Here is a 15,471-nt window from a genome sequence, read left to right on the forward strand (position 1 = left end):
CCTCGCTGTGTCCTCAATTGATTCTTCTGGCCCCGAACGCCGATCCATCTGAAAACTTGTTAAAGATCTTACATGCTGTCTCCGATCATGAAGGCCCTTTGGGGATACAGGGGCTTTATTCTTGGTAACGTGAAGCGCGAGTTTCAATCGAAATACCGAAACTCGCTGCTTGGTGCCGCTTGGACTGTTCTCAACCCTCTTGCGATGATCATCGTCTACACCGTGATATTTTCGCAGTTGATGAGAGCGAGGCTGCCTGGGACGACGAGTTCGTTCGCCTACAGTATCTATCTTTGTGCTGGCTCATTGACCTGGGGCTTGTTTGCGGAAGTCGTGGGGCGAGGTCAGAATGTCTTCCTTGATAATGCGAATCTTCTCAAGAAAATAAGTTTTCCTCGCCTATGTCTGCCGGCGACGATTGTATGCAATTCGTTGCTGAATTTCGGGATCATATTTGGCTTATTTACCGTATTTTTGATTGGGAGCGGTAATTTTCCGGGTGTCGTGTTCATAGCGTTGGTGCCGGTGATTTTTGTGCTGATCTTGTTCGCTATCGGTTTGGGAATAACGATCGGAGTTCTGAATGTTTTCTTTCGTGATGTTGGGCAATTTTTTGCGATCTTTTTGCAATTTTGGTTTTGGTTGACACCTATCGTTTATCCGGTAGATGTTCTCCCGCCCCGCGTGCACCCCCTCATCAAGTACAACCCTATGACTGGCATCGTCACGTCATGCCAGGCGATTTTGGTTAAAGGTCAGTGGCCCGATTGGCCGTCGCTGTTGCCTGCAGCGATTCTGGCTGTCTTTTTTCTCGCATTCGGCATGCGATTGTTTCGTAGACATTCTGGCGAAATGGTGGACGAGCTATAATGGCTTCAATTATTGTAAAAGATCTAGGAAAGGCGTACAAACAGTACACGAACCGTTGGGCGCGTCTTTGGGAGTGGATTTCGCCCGGCTCGCAACATCATTCTCTGAAATGGGTAATGCAGCAGGTCACCTTCGTTGTGAAGCCGGGTGAGGCCGTCGGCATTATCGGGATCAACGGTGCAGGTAAAAGCACACTGTTGAAAATGATAACCGGTACTGCTCAACCGACCACCGGTTCAGTCAGGCTTGAGGGCCGTGTGGCAGCCTTGCTGGAGTTGGGAATGGGCTTCCACCCCGACTTTACTGGTCGACAAAATGCCTTTATGTCGGGACAGTTGCTTGGTTACAGTGTGGAAGACATCGCGCGGCTTATGCCGGAAATCGAAGCGTTCGCGGAAATCGGTGATTATATCGATCAGCCGGTGCGCGTCTATTCGAGTGGCATGCAGGTGCGTCTAGCCTTCAGCGTTGCTACAGCCATCCGCCCAGATATCCTAATCGTGGACGAAGCACTCTCCGTCGGTGACGCCTATTTCCAACACAAAAGCTTTGAACGCATTCGCGAATTCAGTAAGAAGGGTACTACTCTTCTTATTGTCTCTCACGATAAACAAGCGATTCAAAGCATCTGCGATCGAGCGATCCTGATTAACGCTGGAAAGGTTGCGATCGAAGGCGAGCCTCAAGCGGTAATGGATTATTATAATGCTATCCTGGCAGAGAAACAAAATCAGACAGTAGAGCAGGTCCGACATGAGAGCGGGGCGATTCAAACTATATCTGGTACCGGAGAGGCAAAGGTTACTGATATCGCGCTCATCGATGCAAACGGGCGTCGCGTGGAAGCAATAAATGTCGGGCAGAAGATAACGCTTCGGATCTATGTGCGAGCTATCGAGAATATTCAGCGGTTAGTACTCGGTTACGGAATCAAGGACAGGTTAGGTCAAGTCATCTACGGAACAAATACTGACCTAACGAAGCAGCCTTTGAACAATGTGACCGCCGGCTCCGGCTTTGTCTTTGATTGCGTGTTTAATGCCAACCTGGGGCCCGGCAGTTATTCCGTGCAGACAGCTTTGGTTAGCACCGACAGCCATTTGGTCAACAATTATGAGTGGCGCGATCTTGCATTGGTGTTCAACGTGGTGAATATAGATAAGTCGCATTTTGTCGGATGCGCATGGATGGAGCCGGAGATAGGGATATCAAAGATATGAGCTTTGTATCATACGCGCAGAATTATGAAGATGTTATGTTGTGGCGCGTCCTCAAAGAAGTAAGCGGTGGTTTCTATATCGACGTGGGTGCGAATGACCCGGAAGTCGATTCGATAACTAAAGCGTTTTACGACAGAGGTTGGGCGGGAATCAATATCGAACCTCTTTCTGGACACTATTCAGACCTATTAGAGCGCCGGCCGCGGGACATCAATTTGGAATGCGCAGCAGGTTCGGAGGAGGGTGAATTCGAGATTTGGGAAGGGTCCATACGTGGATGGGCCACCATGGATCGCGCGGTCGTAGATCACCACTTGCGTAACGGTTACTCAGGGACTTGGAAAAAGGTCTCTGTACGTCCGTTACGTTCGATTTGCGCCGACCATGTCCGAGGCGATGTACATTTCCTGAAGGTCGACGTCGAAGGCGCTGAGGCCGCTGTTCTTTCTGGGATGGATTTCGAGCGCGTGCGTCCCTGGATTGTCGTCGTTGAAGCAATATTTCCAAATTCGGTCGACGAAAACTACTCCGAATGGGAATACATGCTTTTGTCTTCTGGATACGCTTTCGTCTATGCAGACGGTGTTAATCGTTTTTATGTCGCTAACGAGCGCCCAGAGCTGAGAGGCGCTTTTCGTTACCCGCCAAATATTCTCGATGAGTTCATCACGCGCGATTATAAAGTTGCGAGTGAGCAATTACGCGCGGAAGAGCAACGGTGCGAGGAGCTTGAGCGGAAGGCCGAGATGTTGGAGGCCGTCGCCAAGACGCAGGCTGGGCGGGCGGACGATGCGGAGCATCAAGCTGCAGACATGCAGCGGGTGCTGATGTCGATGCAGTCTAGTATTTCATGGCGCATCACTCGACCTCTTCGTTGGGCGTCACGCATGATGAGTACGTGGGTGCGATCATCGGACTGAGCTATTGCTGACATTAGCGGAACTAATAAATCTTTTGGGCGGGACGCTTACGCTCGGGTTGCAACGCGACTCCGATTTCCTGACATAAGGGGAACCGTGGGCGCGGCTGAAGGAGCGAGATGATTTTCATGAAAACCATACTTTTATTGAGTACCTACCCGTACGCCCGCCCGAGGCACGGCGGCCAAGTGCGGCTCGCTAACATTGCAAAAAATTTCGCGGATCGTGGGTGGGCCGTTACCGGTATCGCCGTGTATGAGGCAGAAAGTTGCGCACCAGAAATGCTTGGGCAAAATGACATCGCCTTTCCGGATGCTTCTCCGTACCGTTACTTCGCGGGCCATAAGGTCCCGTTCATTACCGATTTGATGTCAGGGAAATTCGCCGTAGCTGATGACGGAGCTTTCAAGGAAATTCTGAAACGGTTGCCGAGTAAATTAGATGTCGTTCATGTTGAACAGCCTTGGCTCTGGCCTGTCGCTGAGCGAATTAAGCAACTGCACGAGTATTCGAACGTCAAGCTGATCTACGGCTCGGCAAACATCGAGACTCCTCTGAAGCGGGAGATATTCGAGAGCTACGGAGTGCAGGCATCGGACGACGTTTTCGTCGAGATCGCGAATGTCGAAATGCTTGCGGCCAAGGAGGCGGATATCACAGTCGCGGTTACGCAATCCGACCTTGACGTGCTGATCAGTTGGGGCGCCCGCAGACCAGTCTTGGCGCCCAATGGCATCGCGCCATGGAAAGCGACCGGTGAGCGCTTGGACTATTGGAAGGCGCGTCTTCCGACGCAACCTTGGATGCTTTATGTTGCAAGCGCCCATCCGCCGAACTTCACTGGATTTCATGAATGTATAGGCGGTGCTTTAGGATGTTTCCCGCCAGGAAGCAAATTGGTTGTTGCGGGAAGCGTTTGCGAGCATCTCCACAGGACACTTGCGGATTCGCGCTGGAGTTCACTCAACCTGTCGCGGCTTGAGCTGCTCTTTGTTTTGAACGATGAAGACTTGTCAGCTGTCAAGGAATTGGCTCATGGATTCTTGCTGCCTATTCCCCACGGAGGAGGATCGAACATCAAAACGGCAGAAGCCCTTTATTCGAGAAAGCATGTTGTTGGGACACCCTCGGCTTTCCGTGGATTTGAGGAATTTGTCACTATGGAAGGCGTCCACGTTGCTCATTCGCCCCGGCAGTTCCATGCGGCTATCCGCGACGTCTTAGCTCGAGATGATCTACCGATCGTTTCGAGCAATATGCAAGAGAAGCGTGAACAACTTACTTGGGCAAGAAGCCTAGAATCCATCGTCAACGTTGCAGAAGACATTACGACAGGGAGCAATCTGTGAGCGTTGTTTGGCTAGATGTAACGACCATAATGGGATGGCTGCGGCCTGCGGTAGGAATCGTTAGGACCGAAGCTGAATGTGCGAATTATGCTTTGGCGCTACAAAAGAAAGGTGTTCAGGTCAAATTCTGTCAATTCTCGAACGATTCCGGCTACGACGAAGTGGCGGCCGAAAGGGTCGCTGAAACACTGATGCGAATCACCGGCCACGCCGGGGACAGTCGTAATGCGCCCCCGCAACAGCCGCGACGCGAGTCAGTCCCGCTCAGGCGGAAGCTTAAAAAAACCGTATTGGCGCTTGCGTACCGCCTTCCGCATCGATGGCGCGAGCACGTGTTCGCGTTCATGCGGACAAGGAAACCTGCGGTGGTTGCCGGGTGGATCGCGTTGGCGCAATTGCGCGGCGCAAGTCGGGCGTTCATGCGTCCAGTCACGAGCTTGTTGACGGCAACGGCAGATAGAGTGCAATTCAACAAGGACACTCCGTTTCGGCCGGGAGACAAGTACATATCACTGGGTTTGGACTGGGACCACAAGGATCTAAAATACTTGTATCACCTCAAGAAAACGGTGGGACTTCGCGTGCTGCTGTTCTGCTACGACGTCATTCCTGTCAAATTGCCACATTTGTGTGTCGGCGATGTCGCGGCGCGCTTCGCGCTCTATTTTACGAACGTCGCATGGTGCGCGGATAAGATACTGTGCATCTCAGACTGCTCAAGGAATGACCTGACCGAACTACTGACTGAATTGGGTGCGCCGATACCGGCGCTTGATACTGTGAGACTCGGATGCCATCTGCCGGAAATCGATCCCAATGCGGAGCCGTCACCTGCTGTGGCGAAGATGCTCGAAAGACGGTACCTTTTATTCGTCTCGACTATTGAACGCCGTAAAAATCACGAGACGCTCTATCGAGCATATACAAGGTTGGTCGACAAGGGAGTAGAAAATCTGCCGCTATTGGTCTTTGTTGGGATGCACGGTTGGGGGGTAGGTGATCTATTCGCCGATTTGCGCCTAGATCCGAGGACGAAAGATTACATCCAGGTCCTTAACAATGTGAGTGATTCAGAACTCAGCCGGCTTTACAGAAGCGCTTTATTTACCTTGTTTCCCTCTGTGTATGAGGGCTGGGGGCTGCCGGTGGCGGAGAGCTTGGCGGCGGGAAAGTTCTGCTTGGCATCTAATGCGGCTTCTATTCCTGAAGTCGGTGGCGAACTCATTGAATATTTGGACCCCTGGGACGTATCCGTTTGGACGGAAAGGCTCAAATGGTACATCGAGCACCCGTCAGAAGTTGAGAGAAAAGAAGCTGCAATCAGGGAACATTATGTGACCACAAAATGGTCAGATGCTGCGCAGTCGGTTTTTGCTGCTGCCGAGATTGATTGTGACGTAAGCGTTGGGTAAACCAGGCCGGATGCCCGAGGCGAACAGCAATGCGTCAGTTTTGGCGCAGCCGACAAGCGAGCGGGTTTTGCTATCCGCGCCTTGGGCAAGCGGCGGCACAGCGAACCGCGTAACGACGTGTCCGTAATATTGTGTTCCAGGACGAGAGTGAGTCGGCGCGCGTCAAGCAAGTTGTCGCCTCACTCATGCAGCCAGAGGCTGTTTATTTGCGCCGATTGACGCCATCTCAACGACTGAGTCACGTTCGGGGTTAAGCGTGACGGCACCAACCGGTGTCCAGTTGCGTGTGTGACGCGACCAGCGGGCCGGATTGCATTCACGCGCCTTCACATACAGGGCGTGACGTGCCGCGAGAAGTACGCGATCCTCGCCGGCATGACGCTGCGCAGGCGTCACGTAGCGGATGCCACTATGACGATGCTCGACGTTGTACCACTGCACGAATTCAGCAGCCCAACTCCGGGCGGCGTTCAGGTCGTCGAAGCCTGTAGCCGGAAACTCCGGCCGGTACTTCGCGGTGCGGAACAGCGCCTCGGCGAAGGCGTTGTCGTCACTAACCCGGGGTCGCGAGTACGACGGCTTGATGCCCAGCCAGTGCAGCATCGCCAGCACGGTGGTGGCCTTCAGCGTCGCGCCATTGTCGCCGTGCAGTACGGGTCTGGCCTCGAGGGCGGCAATACCTTCAGCTAGCGCCGTGCGGCGCACCAGATGCGCGGCATGTTCGGCAGTGTCGGCGTCGTGTACTTCCCAGCCGACGATTTTGCGGCTGTACAGGTCCAGGATCAGGTACAGGTGGAACCATCGACCCGTTACCGTCGCCGGCAGAAACGTCATGTCCCAGCACCACACCTGGCGCGGCGCCGTGGCGACGTGCGTGGTCGGCGGCCGTGCGCTCGAAGGCGTTCTGGCACGGCCACGGCGCGTCATCTGCCCATGCTCGCGCAGCACGCGGGCGAAGGTCGATTCGCTGGCGATGTACACGCCTTCGTCAGCCAGCATCGGCACGATGCGCGCCGGCGGCATGTCGGCAAAGCGCGACTCATTGGCAACGCGCAGCACGTTTGCCCGCTCCTGCGGACTCAAGGCGTGCGCGGGCAGCGGGCGCGTCGCGCCGGGCCGGGCGTCGCCCTTGACGAGCCCCTCACAGGCCTTCCAGCGCTGCAGGGTACGCACATCGATTCCGGCGAACTCGCACGCCAGACGCAGGCGTGCGCCAGCCAGATTTGCCGATTCGATTTCCCGGGCCAGCCGCCGGCGATCTTCGAGGCCGATCATTCGTCCCCGCCCTTGTCCGTGTTGAAGATCGCCGAGAGTTTTTTTGAAAGTACCAGCAGCGCTGCTGTCTCGGCCAGGGCCTTCTCCTTGCGCCGCAGTTAGCGTTCGAGTTCCTTGATGCGTCGCTGATCCTGCTTCGTTTGCTGTGGACTCGCACGGGCCTCTTCGGGCTCGGCCAGCGCCTGCGTAGCCGCCTGACGCCACTGGGCCAGATCCTGGGGATACACGCCGTGCTCGCGGCACCACGCATTGCGCGCCGTTTCGTCCATCGCCGCCGTGTTCAACACCGCCTCGAAACGGGCGGCCGCTGTCCATGCCCGCTCGCGAACGGGCATGGACAGCGCATCACTGCGCCAGCGCTCAAGCGTCTCCACACCCACACCGATCTCTCGCGCAACCTCTTCCACTGGTGCGCTCTCTGGCGGCAGCAACCGTGCCACCGCTCTGTCCTTGAATGTCTTTCCGTAACGCGCCAACTCGTTCTCTCTTTATCGCCCCCAGATCCAATTTTATCCAGGCGACAACCATTCTGACGCGGGGGGGAGTGTCGTGAGCACATCGTTTATATCCGACTTCTCTCGACCATCGCAGGCGGTAGCTGCGATATCTAGCGAAGTGTAGCCCTCATTTTCGATTTGGTCGGCACCGCTTTGTTATCCGGACAATTTCCAAAGAAGAAGTCGGCTGGTTGACTAGGACGTCCGAATTATGCACGAATACTTGAGACCGGCTGGCGGCACCTCTGCTACCAAACCGGTAAAGATTTCACTTATAGGCGCGCTCGCCGCAGTCGCTTCCTGATGCCAACAGACTTGACTCGAGTTCGCAAAAGCTTTGCTTTTCCGGAATGGCGAGTGGAAGAACGACGAAGCCTGCCTTGCACTATGTGGCATGCTCACCAACTAACGCTCCAGCGTTTTGTGTTCAAATCCAGCTTGCAAGTATGAATGAGGTGATATTTCTCGGTGTATTCATGTGAGCGTTGAAAATAATCTGAGTTATTAGGAAACCCAAAGTTCCAGTCCGGTGGATTAAACGACGCTACACCATTGATTGTCGGGACATTAATCAGTTCGGCGATCAACATCGCGGTCACATTGTGTGCGTAATAATTGTTTATCCACAGAGGCATAGGCTCCGCCAAATTTTGATTGTTCCAGCCGGAGACCAGAAAGGAATCGCACTGGTTTGGGATGGGCTGCTTTAACGCTACCCGCTGCAATTCGTCGTTGCGGTTCAGCGTAATATAACCATGATTAAGTTCCTCGTAACAAAGCAGCGCGGCCAACAAAAGAGTGACAGGCCTCGGCATTTTGCCAGCGGCTTTGGATAAATAGACTAGAGAAATCGGGATGACGGCCATCAAAATAAAAATCTGATAAGCCGAGACCACGTTCAGTGCTTTCGCTCCGGGGATGGTATAGTAAATGACTTGCCAAAGCGAATGTCCGCGTATGTTGATAATTGTCGCCCAAGTGATTATTGTTGCAATCACAATGGAGAATAATGCGGGACTCGCACTTTTTAGCTGTTTATTTTTCAGTATGTAAGCGCAGCCAAGAGCGAACAGGAAAAATAATATAGGTGCCGTGCCGGTATTGTAGTACTCTCCAACGTTTGCCGAAGCAGGATCAAACGCTCGCAGCAATGCATCGTAGCTTGGGCCAAAAAGAAGGTTTTTCGCCCCGACGCGAGTGACGTTTTGTAGAGGCACGGTATTTTCTAGCGCCGAGCTTACTGTCCGCATCCCTGATTCTCTCGCTTTCGGCAGATAAGTCGATAACAAGGGATAGATTGATCCTGCGAATATGGCGATGATCAGGCCGATTGCCCATTTCATCTCACGAAGGCGCATACCGAGTACCCGTCTTTGTGCGGGTCCCGCAGCCAAAACTGCAACTATCAACGCTGCGGCCAAAAAATAAAGTGAAAACCACGTCATGTAGAAGCACGTAATGCTCCAAGCACCTACGAAGATACCGGCAAGCGCACCCCAGCAAATGAAAAAATGTTGACTGCCTTTATAAAGTGAGCAACACGTCTTCCAAATGATTATCGCCAAGATCGGTGCGAAAGACACCGTGGCAAGTTGGAGACGCTGACCGTGCGCCGTTTCGCTGTTGTTGATAACAAAAAGGATTGCGGCCAGAATTGACCATGAAAATGGTAGGCGTACGATACGCCTGCAGGCTACGAAGAATGCCGAAAATCCGATTGCCCTAATGATCAGATTCGTGAGTTCGGAAGCGAGAAACGGATCTAGCCTGAAAGCGCGAAAGATGGAGTATATGAGGCCCGCGAGGAAATAACCGTCGGTTTGAGCAAGTGTGTTTGTGTGAGGGAAAAAGTAGTTTGCCTCATTCCACTTTGAAAGGCCTCGGATTACATTGAACCAATGCTCAAGGATCGTCGCAACGATGGTGGCATCATAGCGGTCTCCATATAGCACAGAAAAATGATTTAGGATCTGAACGCGGAACTGCACACAAAGGGAGCCGGCCAGCGCGGCGACAAAGATTGCGCCCATAAAAAAAGTGCGCCGGTTTGATCGTGCACCGACTTGAGTATCTTGCGTTGTCCTATGACTTTGGCGGCGACTAGGAAGAATGTGATGGATCATGACTTGATTGAAACGATAATGCCCACCGCAATTAAGGCGACGCCGACAAAATACTGGTTTTGGAATCGCTCGCCCAAGAAGAGGTGGCTGCCAATCGGAACCAGAATGAAGGCAAGTGCCATAAACGGATATGCTTTTCCTAGGTCAATCTTTTGCAGAACCCAGACCCATGCCAGTGTCGTGACGCCGTAGAGAGCAAAGGCTGCACCTAATGTGAGGAACGTCGTCGGTGCAAACCAGCTACCGGTCTTGTGGAGTGATGCCGCGCTTAACTTGAATAGTATTTGGCCAGTGGCTATACCGACGACACAGAGTATAGTAATTAAGTAAGTCATCAATGGTCTTCCCTGGTGGCTTCATGCTTATTTTTCCGATGTCGTCGCTGAAACGGACGGCTGGGTGTTGAAGCCACATCGTGTCCGATGAACGCTAGTATCAGTTGTACTCCGACCAGAATTGGCAATGCGGAGAGCATCACGGTTCCAGCTGGCGTCACAGTGTCGGATCTGAGAGAACTCCCCCAATGTATAACGCCGTAAGCCAGGCCAAACAGGGAAAAGACGACACCCAAAGGCAGCTCGAGCGACGCGACGGACATATCTCGTAGATAGTAGTTATAGAAGACGCGTTTGATGAAATTGCGGACATGCTTTAGAAAAAATTCGCCAGCGATTTTGGAAATCTTGAGGTTGGAAACCTCGTCTCCGTACTTGCTTTGCATCGGGATATCGACGACTACAGCGCGCAGGGTGTTCAGTCGGAAAAGCACGTCCGTTTCAAAAAAATAGCGCCGGCTGATCTTGTCGAAAGGTAGGTGCTCCGCCGCGTCCCGATGGATAGCCGTATAGCCGTTGGTCGGATCGAAAACGTCCCAGTAGCCGGACGAAAATTTTGTCATGAAGGACAACGCTGCGTTACCGAAAAGCCGCATCTTCGGCATGGAACGGACGCCTTCAAGGTCAAAGAACCGATTCCCCTTCGTGTAGTCTGCTTCGCCAGAGGCGATGGGTGCGACGAAATCCGCAATTAGTGCCGGGTCCATTTGCCCATCACCATCAATCTTGACAATTATGTCCATGCCGTCCGCAATCGCAGCTCTGTAACCACTCATTACGGCCCCGCCTACTCCCTGATTGGCTTCGTGACGAATGACAACAACTCTTGAGTCGTCACAATTCTTCCTAACGAAAGAACCTGATTGTTCTGGACAACAATCGTCGACCACGAAGACTTTCGTGACTTCAGGTGGCATCTGCTGCAAAACGCCTAAGATGTGATTGCGGACTTTGTAACTAGGTATAACTACAGCAATCTTGTCGGGATCTAAGGGCATGAAATTATATATCTTCGTCGTTACTGATCGATCGAGCTGTCGCGCGGTGGAGGCAGCAAGACACGCAAAGAAGTCACACGCTAGCGGGCGCGCGATTCATTAAGTCGCCGATACAGCTGTACATATCGCTCTGCCATTTTGGATGCCGTAAATTCCGCTTCGAACCGCGCCAGTGCGTTCGCGCCCAGACATGATGCAAGTGATTCGTCGTTCCAAAGTCGCGCTAGAGCATTTCGGAGACTAGTGGAGTCATTGGGAGCGACAACGAGGCCGGTTACTTCATTTATGTTGACGTACGACGTGCCGGTTCCAATTTCAGCGGAAATGAGCGGTTTTCCAAACATCGCGCCTTCGAGCAGGGAGATTCCAAATGCTTCAGACCGCAAATGCGATGGGAAAGTAACCGCATGGCAAAGAGTATAGAGCGCAATCTTGTCTTCGTCGGCAATCGGGCCGACAAAATGAACACAATCCAAACCGGCGCACTTGGCTTTTTCTTTGAGCGCCTTTTCGACCGGACCACTGCCAACGATTACAGTCGGATAAGCGGAGCCTTGCAGCGCATCCAAGAGAATGTGAAGCCCTTTGTAGTAACGAAGATTGCCTACGAACAGGAAAAACTTGGGGCCAACGCGTTCGCGCCAATATTGGAGCTTGGCAGGCGAAGGGAGGTTGTACGAAGAGCGGTCAAGCCCGATCGGGATTATTTCGACCTTGGACTTGTAGTGCTGAAGCACCTTACTACTGGCTAGATAGTTAGGGGACGTTGCGACGATCGCGTCGACGCTGGATAGAAAACGATTGCGAAGCGGTTTATAAAGTTGCAACAGGAACTTCTGGCGAACAATATCTGAATGATATGTCAACACCGACGGCTTACCGAGACGGGTCGCAAAATGCACGACGTCGGCAAACGGCCACGGGAAATGATAGTGGATAACGTCCGCGTTCCGCGCCAAATCGGAAAACTTCCTAAATGCAGCTAAAGAGAAGGCGGACGACGCAATTTCAATGTCCAGCTTTGCGCGATGATGAATGTGGTCACTTAAGTGTACGGTCGAGGTGTCTTCGCTAACGGTGAGCACCTCGCTGGACACGCCATATTTTGCCGCCCCAGAGCAGATTTGTCCGATCATCTCCTCGACTCCGCCCATCGAGTCAGGCTTATAAGTTTTATAGAAGTGCAGGATACGCATAGCTATCGCCGATTTGTCCGGCCAGCGCGTGCGAGCGGTCGGGCGGGACGCGGAATGATCCGTCGGTCCCTACTTTCGCCGCCGTCGAGCCGGAGGCGTTTCAATTATTCGACGTGCGTCCGTAGACGTCCTCGAAACGAACGATGTCATCTTCTCCCAAATACTCTCCGCACTGCACCTCGATCAAGACCAAGTCGACGACGCCTGGGTTGATCAATCGATGTTTGTGACCGGCAGGAATGTAGGTCGACTCGTTGGGTTGCAGCGAAATCAGACGTTCGCCATTGACGATATCCGCGCAACCACTTACGACAATCCAGTGTTCACTGCGATGATGATGCATCTGCAGTGACAGCGACGCGCCTGGCTTGACGACAATCCGTTTCATCTTAAAACGGTCGCCCTCTTCGAGAACCGTATAGGTTCCCCACGGCCGACGGACGGTGCGGTGCAGGCGATAGGCGTCATTATTTGCCCGCTTCAGCCGAGCCACAATCTGTTTCACGTCTTCCGCCCGATCTCGCGCTGCGATCAACAGCGCGTCTGCCGTGTCAACCACAATAACGTTGTCCACACCGACCATGCCGATAACGCGCCCATCGCTCCGGACGAAGCAGTTCGCCACGTCATAAAGCTCCGCCTCCCCCTGAACGCGGTTGCCGTGATCATCAGCGGGCGTGAGCTCGCTGATTGATCGCCAGGAGCCAATGTCGCTCCAACCGAGTTCGCATGGAACCACGTGCACGTTGTCGGACCGCTCCATAACCGCATAGTCGATCGAAATATTTTCCGCTTTCGAAAATTGCGAAGCGTCAAGCTCGACGCAATAGCCGTCGTCCGACACACTGCGGATGGCCTGCTCGACGGAGAGGGACACCGGGTCTGCAACGGTCGGCGCATGCCGTGACAATTCGGCAAGAATCGAGTCTGTTCGAAAGCAGAACATGCCTGCGTTCCAGACATGGCGGCCTCCCGCGACTAGTTCCTGCGCCAACTGGAGCTCCGGCTTCTCAACGAATTGCATTGCCTTGTGCACGCAGGAACCTGCCGTTAGCGGTGCATCGGCATACTCGATGTAACCATAGCCGGTCTCAGGCGCAGTCGGACGGATTCCAAACGTTACGAGTGCGCCGGTCTCCGCAGCCCTCGCCGCCTCCCTGACCGCAGCTTTGAATGCATCGATGTCTTCGATCAAATGATCCGCCGGGAGAACGAGCATAAGTGCATCAAGCCCGTGGCGATCTCGGACCACGTGGGCGGCCGCACCGATGGCTGCGGCCGTATTCCGCCCGGACGGTTCCAATACGAAACCGAGTTGCGCCACGCCAGCGTTAGCTTCCACGCACTCGTCTTTGGTTATAAAGTAGGTGTCGCGATTCGTGACAAGCAAGATTTCCGAGACGTTCGCGACCTGCGCGGCTCTCGAAAAAGTCTTTTGCAGAAGGCTTTGCCCGTCGGCTAGTTTGAGCAGTGGCTTTGGGAACGCCTCTCGAGAAACCGGCCACAGGCGGGTGCCGGCTCCGCCGCAAATGATGACGGGAATTATATTCATAGGACAATCTGAGTGTACGACCGATAGAGGTGGGCGCGATTTTACTGGAATTTCGTAGGCAGTTCGCCTCTTTCTGACGCTGAAGTGCCTCTTGGCGCGTTCGATTGAGATCAACAGAGGAAGGGGTTGGCTCCTTACTCACGCCGATTGCGTGGTGTGTGGCTCGCCCTTCGGTGCACTGTGTCGTACGATTGGGCTTCTTGTCAGGCGAGCGACCTCGCCTCGGTGCAGTATCGGATGCAGAATATCCATGAAACTTCTCTTTGATCTTAACGCCTTGCGACCTCCGCGCACAGGGATTGGTTATTACACCCAGCATCTGCTACAAGGTTTGCGAGCCCGCAGCGATATCACTGACGTGCGAGGATGGATGGGGGGCGATATTTACAGTGGAGAGCGACTGGACGAGTTGGTACGAGATCAGGCGCCATCGGGAGATCCTGTGCTCGTCCCGCACAGCCAGGCGCTGTCATTGTCCCAGTGTTTGCAACGTTCTGCCGCTCTCCAGCCGTTGCGCACATTTTTTCACCGTCGATCGTCCAGGGCAGTCAGAGCCCAAAGCGCGAAAGAGGGATATGTGTATCACGAAACCAATTTCGCCGCATCGCGTTATGCGGGTCCGACAGTTGCGACGATTCATGACCTGTCCCATCGTCGTCATCCCGAGTTTCACTCCAAGATACTTGTGCAGCACTTAGATCGAGAGTTGCCGCGGACGTTTCGTAGGGTCAACATGGTGATTGCGGACAGCCATTATACAAAGCAGGAGATCGTCGACCTCTATGACGTGCCTGAAGAAAGGGTCACTACCATCCATCTTGGCGTGGACGAATGTTTCAGGCCGCTTAGCGAGGTTGCTTGCCGGGCGGTGCTCAGTACGCTTGATTTGCGCCAAAGGGCGTTTGTGCTCTCTGTCGGGACCTTGCAGCCCCGAAAAAACCTATTGCGCTTAGTGGAAGCGTTTGCCGCGCTCCCGCGGGAGTTGCGTCGCGAGTTTCCTTTGGTGTTAATTGGAGCCCGCGGCTGGAAGACCACTGAACTCGCAAGCACGATAGCGCCTTTCATCAGTGCGGGAGAGGTGGTTACTCCCGGGTACCTGTCGCGTAATGACCTGCTGAAGCTGTTCGCGTCCGCAGCCGTATTTGCATATCCATCTCTCTACGAGGGCTTCGGGTTGCCGGTTTTGGAGGCGATGGCGAGCGGCACGGCGGTTCTGACGTCGGCCGCTTCATCATTGCCGGAAGTTTCAGGTGGCGCGGCTGTCGAGGTTGATCCTTGGCGAATCGATGCGATTGAGGACGGACTTCGCCGTCTTCTGACGGATGCGTCCCTGCGACGGCAGTGCATCGAGCGAGGAGTCGCCCAAGCAAGCAAATTTACATGGGCATCCACGATTGAGCAAACGTGTGCGGTATACAAAAAAATTTGCTGATAGTGCGACGTTACATAGCAGGGGCGTTTCCGTGCGACGCACCGCGTTTTGAATTGATTCGGTATCTGATACAATCGTTGGCTGCGGCCTAGGTATTGGACGTTGGCGGCGGCGAAATTGCGGAACATATCTCACGCAAAATACGCAGGAGAAAGGTGTTTTGCCGACTTTCAGTTCTTTACCTGCTGAACATGAGCGGTGCAGTTCTGCTTGAAAACATGGTCCCTCAGGGATTTTTTGTGGCATCTTTTGCCTAGTGTCTCGACGCCCCCTTTCACATAGATGCCTGCGA

General features: G+C 53.7%; 11 protein-coding genes and 1 pseudogene. 6 read left to right on the forward strand and 6 right to left on the reverse strand.

Annotated elements, in window-relative coordinates; genetic code table 11:
- The first annotated feature begins 72 nt into the window (after positions 1-72).
- The 5 genes from VOM14_RS20200 to VOM14_RS20220 all read left to right on the forward strand — a co-directional run bounded on the left by VOM14_RS20200 (position 73) and on the right by VOM14_RS20220 (position 5,771).
- The gene (locus VOM14_RS20200) at positions 73-870 is read left to right on the forward strand and encodes an ABC transporter permease (RefSeq protein ID WP_327630501.1); all 798 of its coding nucleotides are present in this window, start codon (positions 73-75) and stop codon (positions 868-870) included.
- Positions 870-2,090 (forward strand): ABC transporter ATP-binding protein, encoded by a 1,221-nt coding sequence (locus VOM14_RS20205; RefSeq protein WP_327630502.1) that lies wholly within the window; start codon positions 870-872, stop codon positions 2,088-2,090. Before VOM14_RS20200 ends, VOM14_RS20205 begins: the two co-directional genes overlap by 1 nt.
- A complete protein-coding gene (locus VOM14_RS20210) occupies positions 2,087-3,010 on the forward strand; it encodes an FkbM family methyltransferase (RefSeq protein ID WP_327630503.1) in 924 nt (307 codons plus the stop codon). Before VOM14_RS20205 ends, VOM14_RS20210 begins: the two co-directional genes overlap by 4 nt.
- Positions 3,011-3,138: 128 nt before the next feature.
- Positions 3,139-4,359: a hypothetical protein gene (locus VOM14_RS20215; protein ID WP_327630504.1), complete on the forward strand. Its 1,221-nt coding sequence runs from the start codon at positions 3,139-3,141 to the stop codon at positions 4,357-4,359.
- On the forward strand, positions 4,356-5,771 hold the full coding sequence (locus tag VOM14_RS20220; RefSeq protein WP_327630505.1) for a glycosyltransferase family 4 protein: 1,416 nt from the start codon (positions 4,356-4,358) through the stop codon (positions 5,769-5,771). Before VOM14_RS20215 ends, VOM14_RS20220 begins: the two co-directional genes overlap by 4 nt.
- 183 nt (positions 5,772-5,954) lie before the next feature.
- Here the strand turns inward: VOM14_RS20220 and VOM14_RS20225 are convergent.
- From VOM14_RS20225 to VOM14_RS20250, 6 genes and pseudogenes are all read right to left on the reverse strand, one after another.
- Positions 5,955-7,522: pseudogene (locus VOM14_RS20225) on the reverse strand (IS3 family transposase).
- 419 nt (positions 7,523-7,941) lie between these two features.
- Positions 7,942-9,666 carry a hypothetical protein gene (locus tag VOM14_RS20230; RefSeq protein ID WP_327630506.1) on the reverse strand — a complete coding sequence of 575 codons (1,725 nt, stop codon included), beginning with the start codon at positions 9,664-9,666 and terminating at the stop codon, positions 7,942-7,944.
- The gene (locus tag VOM14_RS20235) at positions 9,663-10,001 is read right to left on the reverse strand and encodes an EamA family transporter (protein ID WP_327630507.1); all 339 of its coding nucleotides are present in this window, start codon (positions 9,999-10,001) and stop codon (positions 9,663-9,665) included. The genes VOM14_RS20230 and VOM14_RS20235 overlap by 4 nt, the downstream gene beginning before the upstream one ends.
- On the reverse strand, positions 10,001-10,999 hold the full coding sequence (locus VOM14_RS20240; protein ID WP_327630508.1) for a glycosyltransferase family 2 protein: 999 nt from the start codon (positions 10,997-10,999) through the stop codon (positions 10,001-10,003). Before VOM14_RS20240 ends, VOM14_RS20235 begins: the two co-directional genes overlap by 1 nt.
- Before the next feature lie 80 nt (positions 11,000-11,079).
- Positions 11,080-12,195, reverse strand: coding sequence for a glycosyltransferase family 4 protein (locus VOM14_RS20245; protein WP_327630509.1), 1,116 nt, complete (start codon positions 12,193-12,195; stop codon positions 11,080-11,082).
- A gap of 100 nt (positions 12,196-12,295) precedes the next feature.
- Positions 12,296-13,747, reverse strand: a complete 1,452-nt coding sequence (locus VOM14_RS20250; RefSeq protein WP_327630510.1) for a mannose-1-phosphate guanylyltransferase/mannose-6-phosphate isomerase — start codon at positions 13,745-13,747, stop codon at positions 12,296-12,298.
- A 250-nt stretch (positions 13,748-13,997) separates the two neighbouring features.
- On the opposite strand from VOM14_RS20250, the gene VOM14_RS20255 reads away from it, so the two are divergent.
- Positions 13,998-15,179, forward strand: coding sequence for a glycosyltransferase family 4 protein (locus tag VOM14_RS20255; protein ID WP_327630511.1), 1,182 nt, complete (start codon positions 13,998-14,000; stop codon positions 15,177-15,179).
- Positions 15,180-15,471: the final 292 nt, after the last annotated feature.

The sequence above is a fragment of the Paraburkholderia sp. MPAMCS5 genome, assembly GCF_036016995.1.
Taxonomy (GTDB): domain Bacteria; phylum Pseudomonadota; class Gammaproteobacteria; order Burkholderiales; family Burkholderiaceae; genus Paraburkholderia.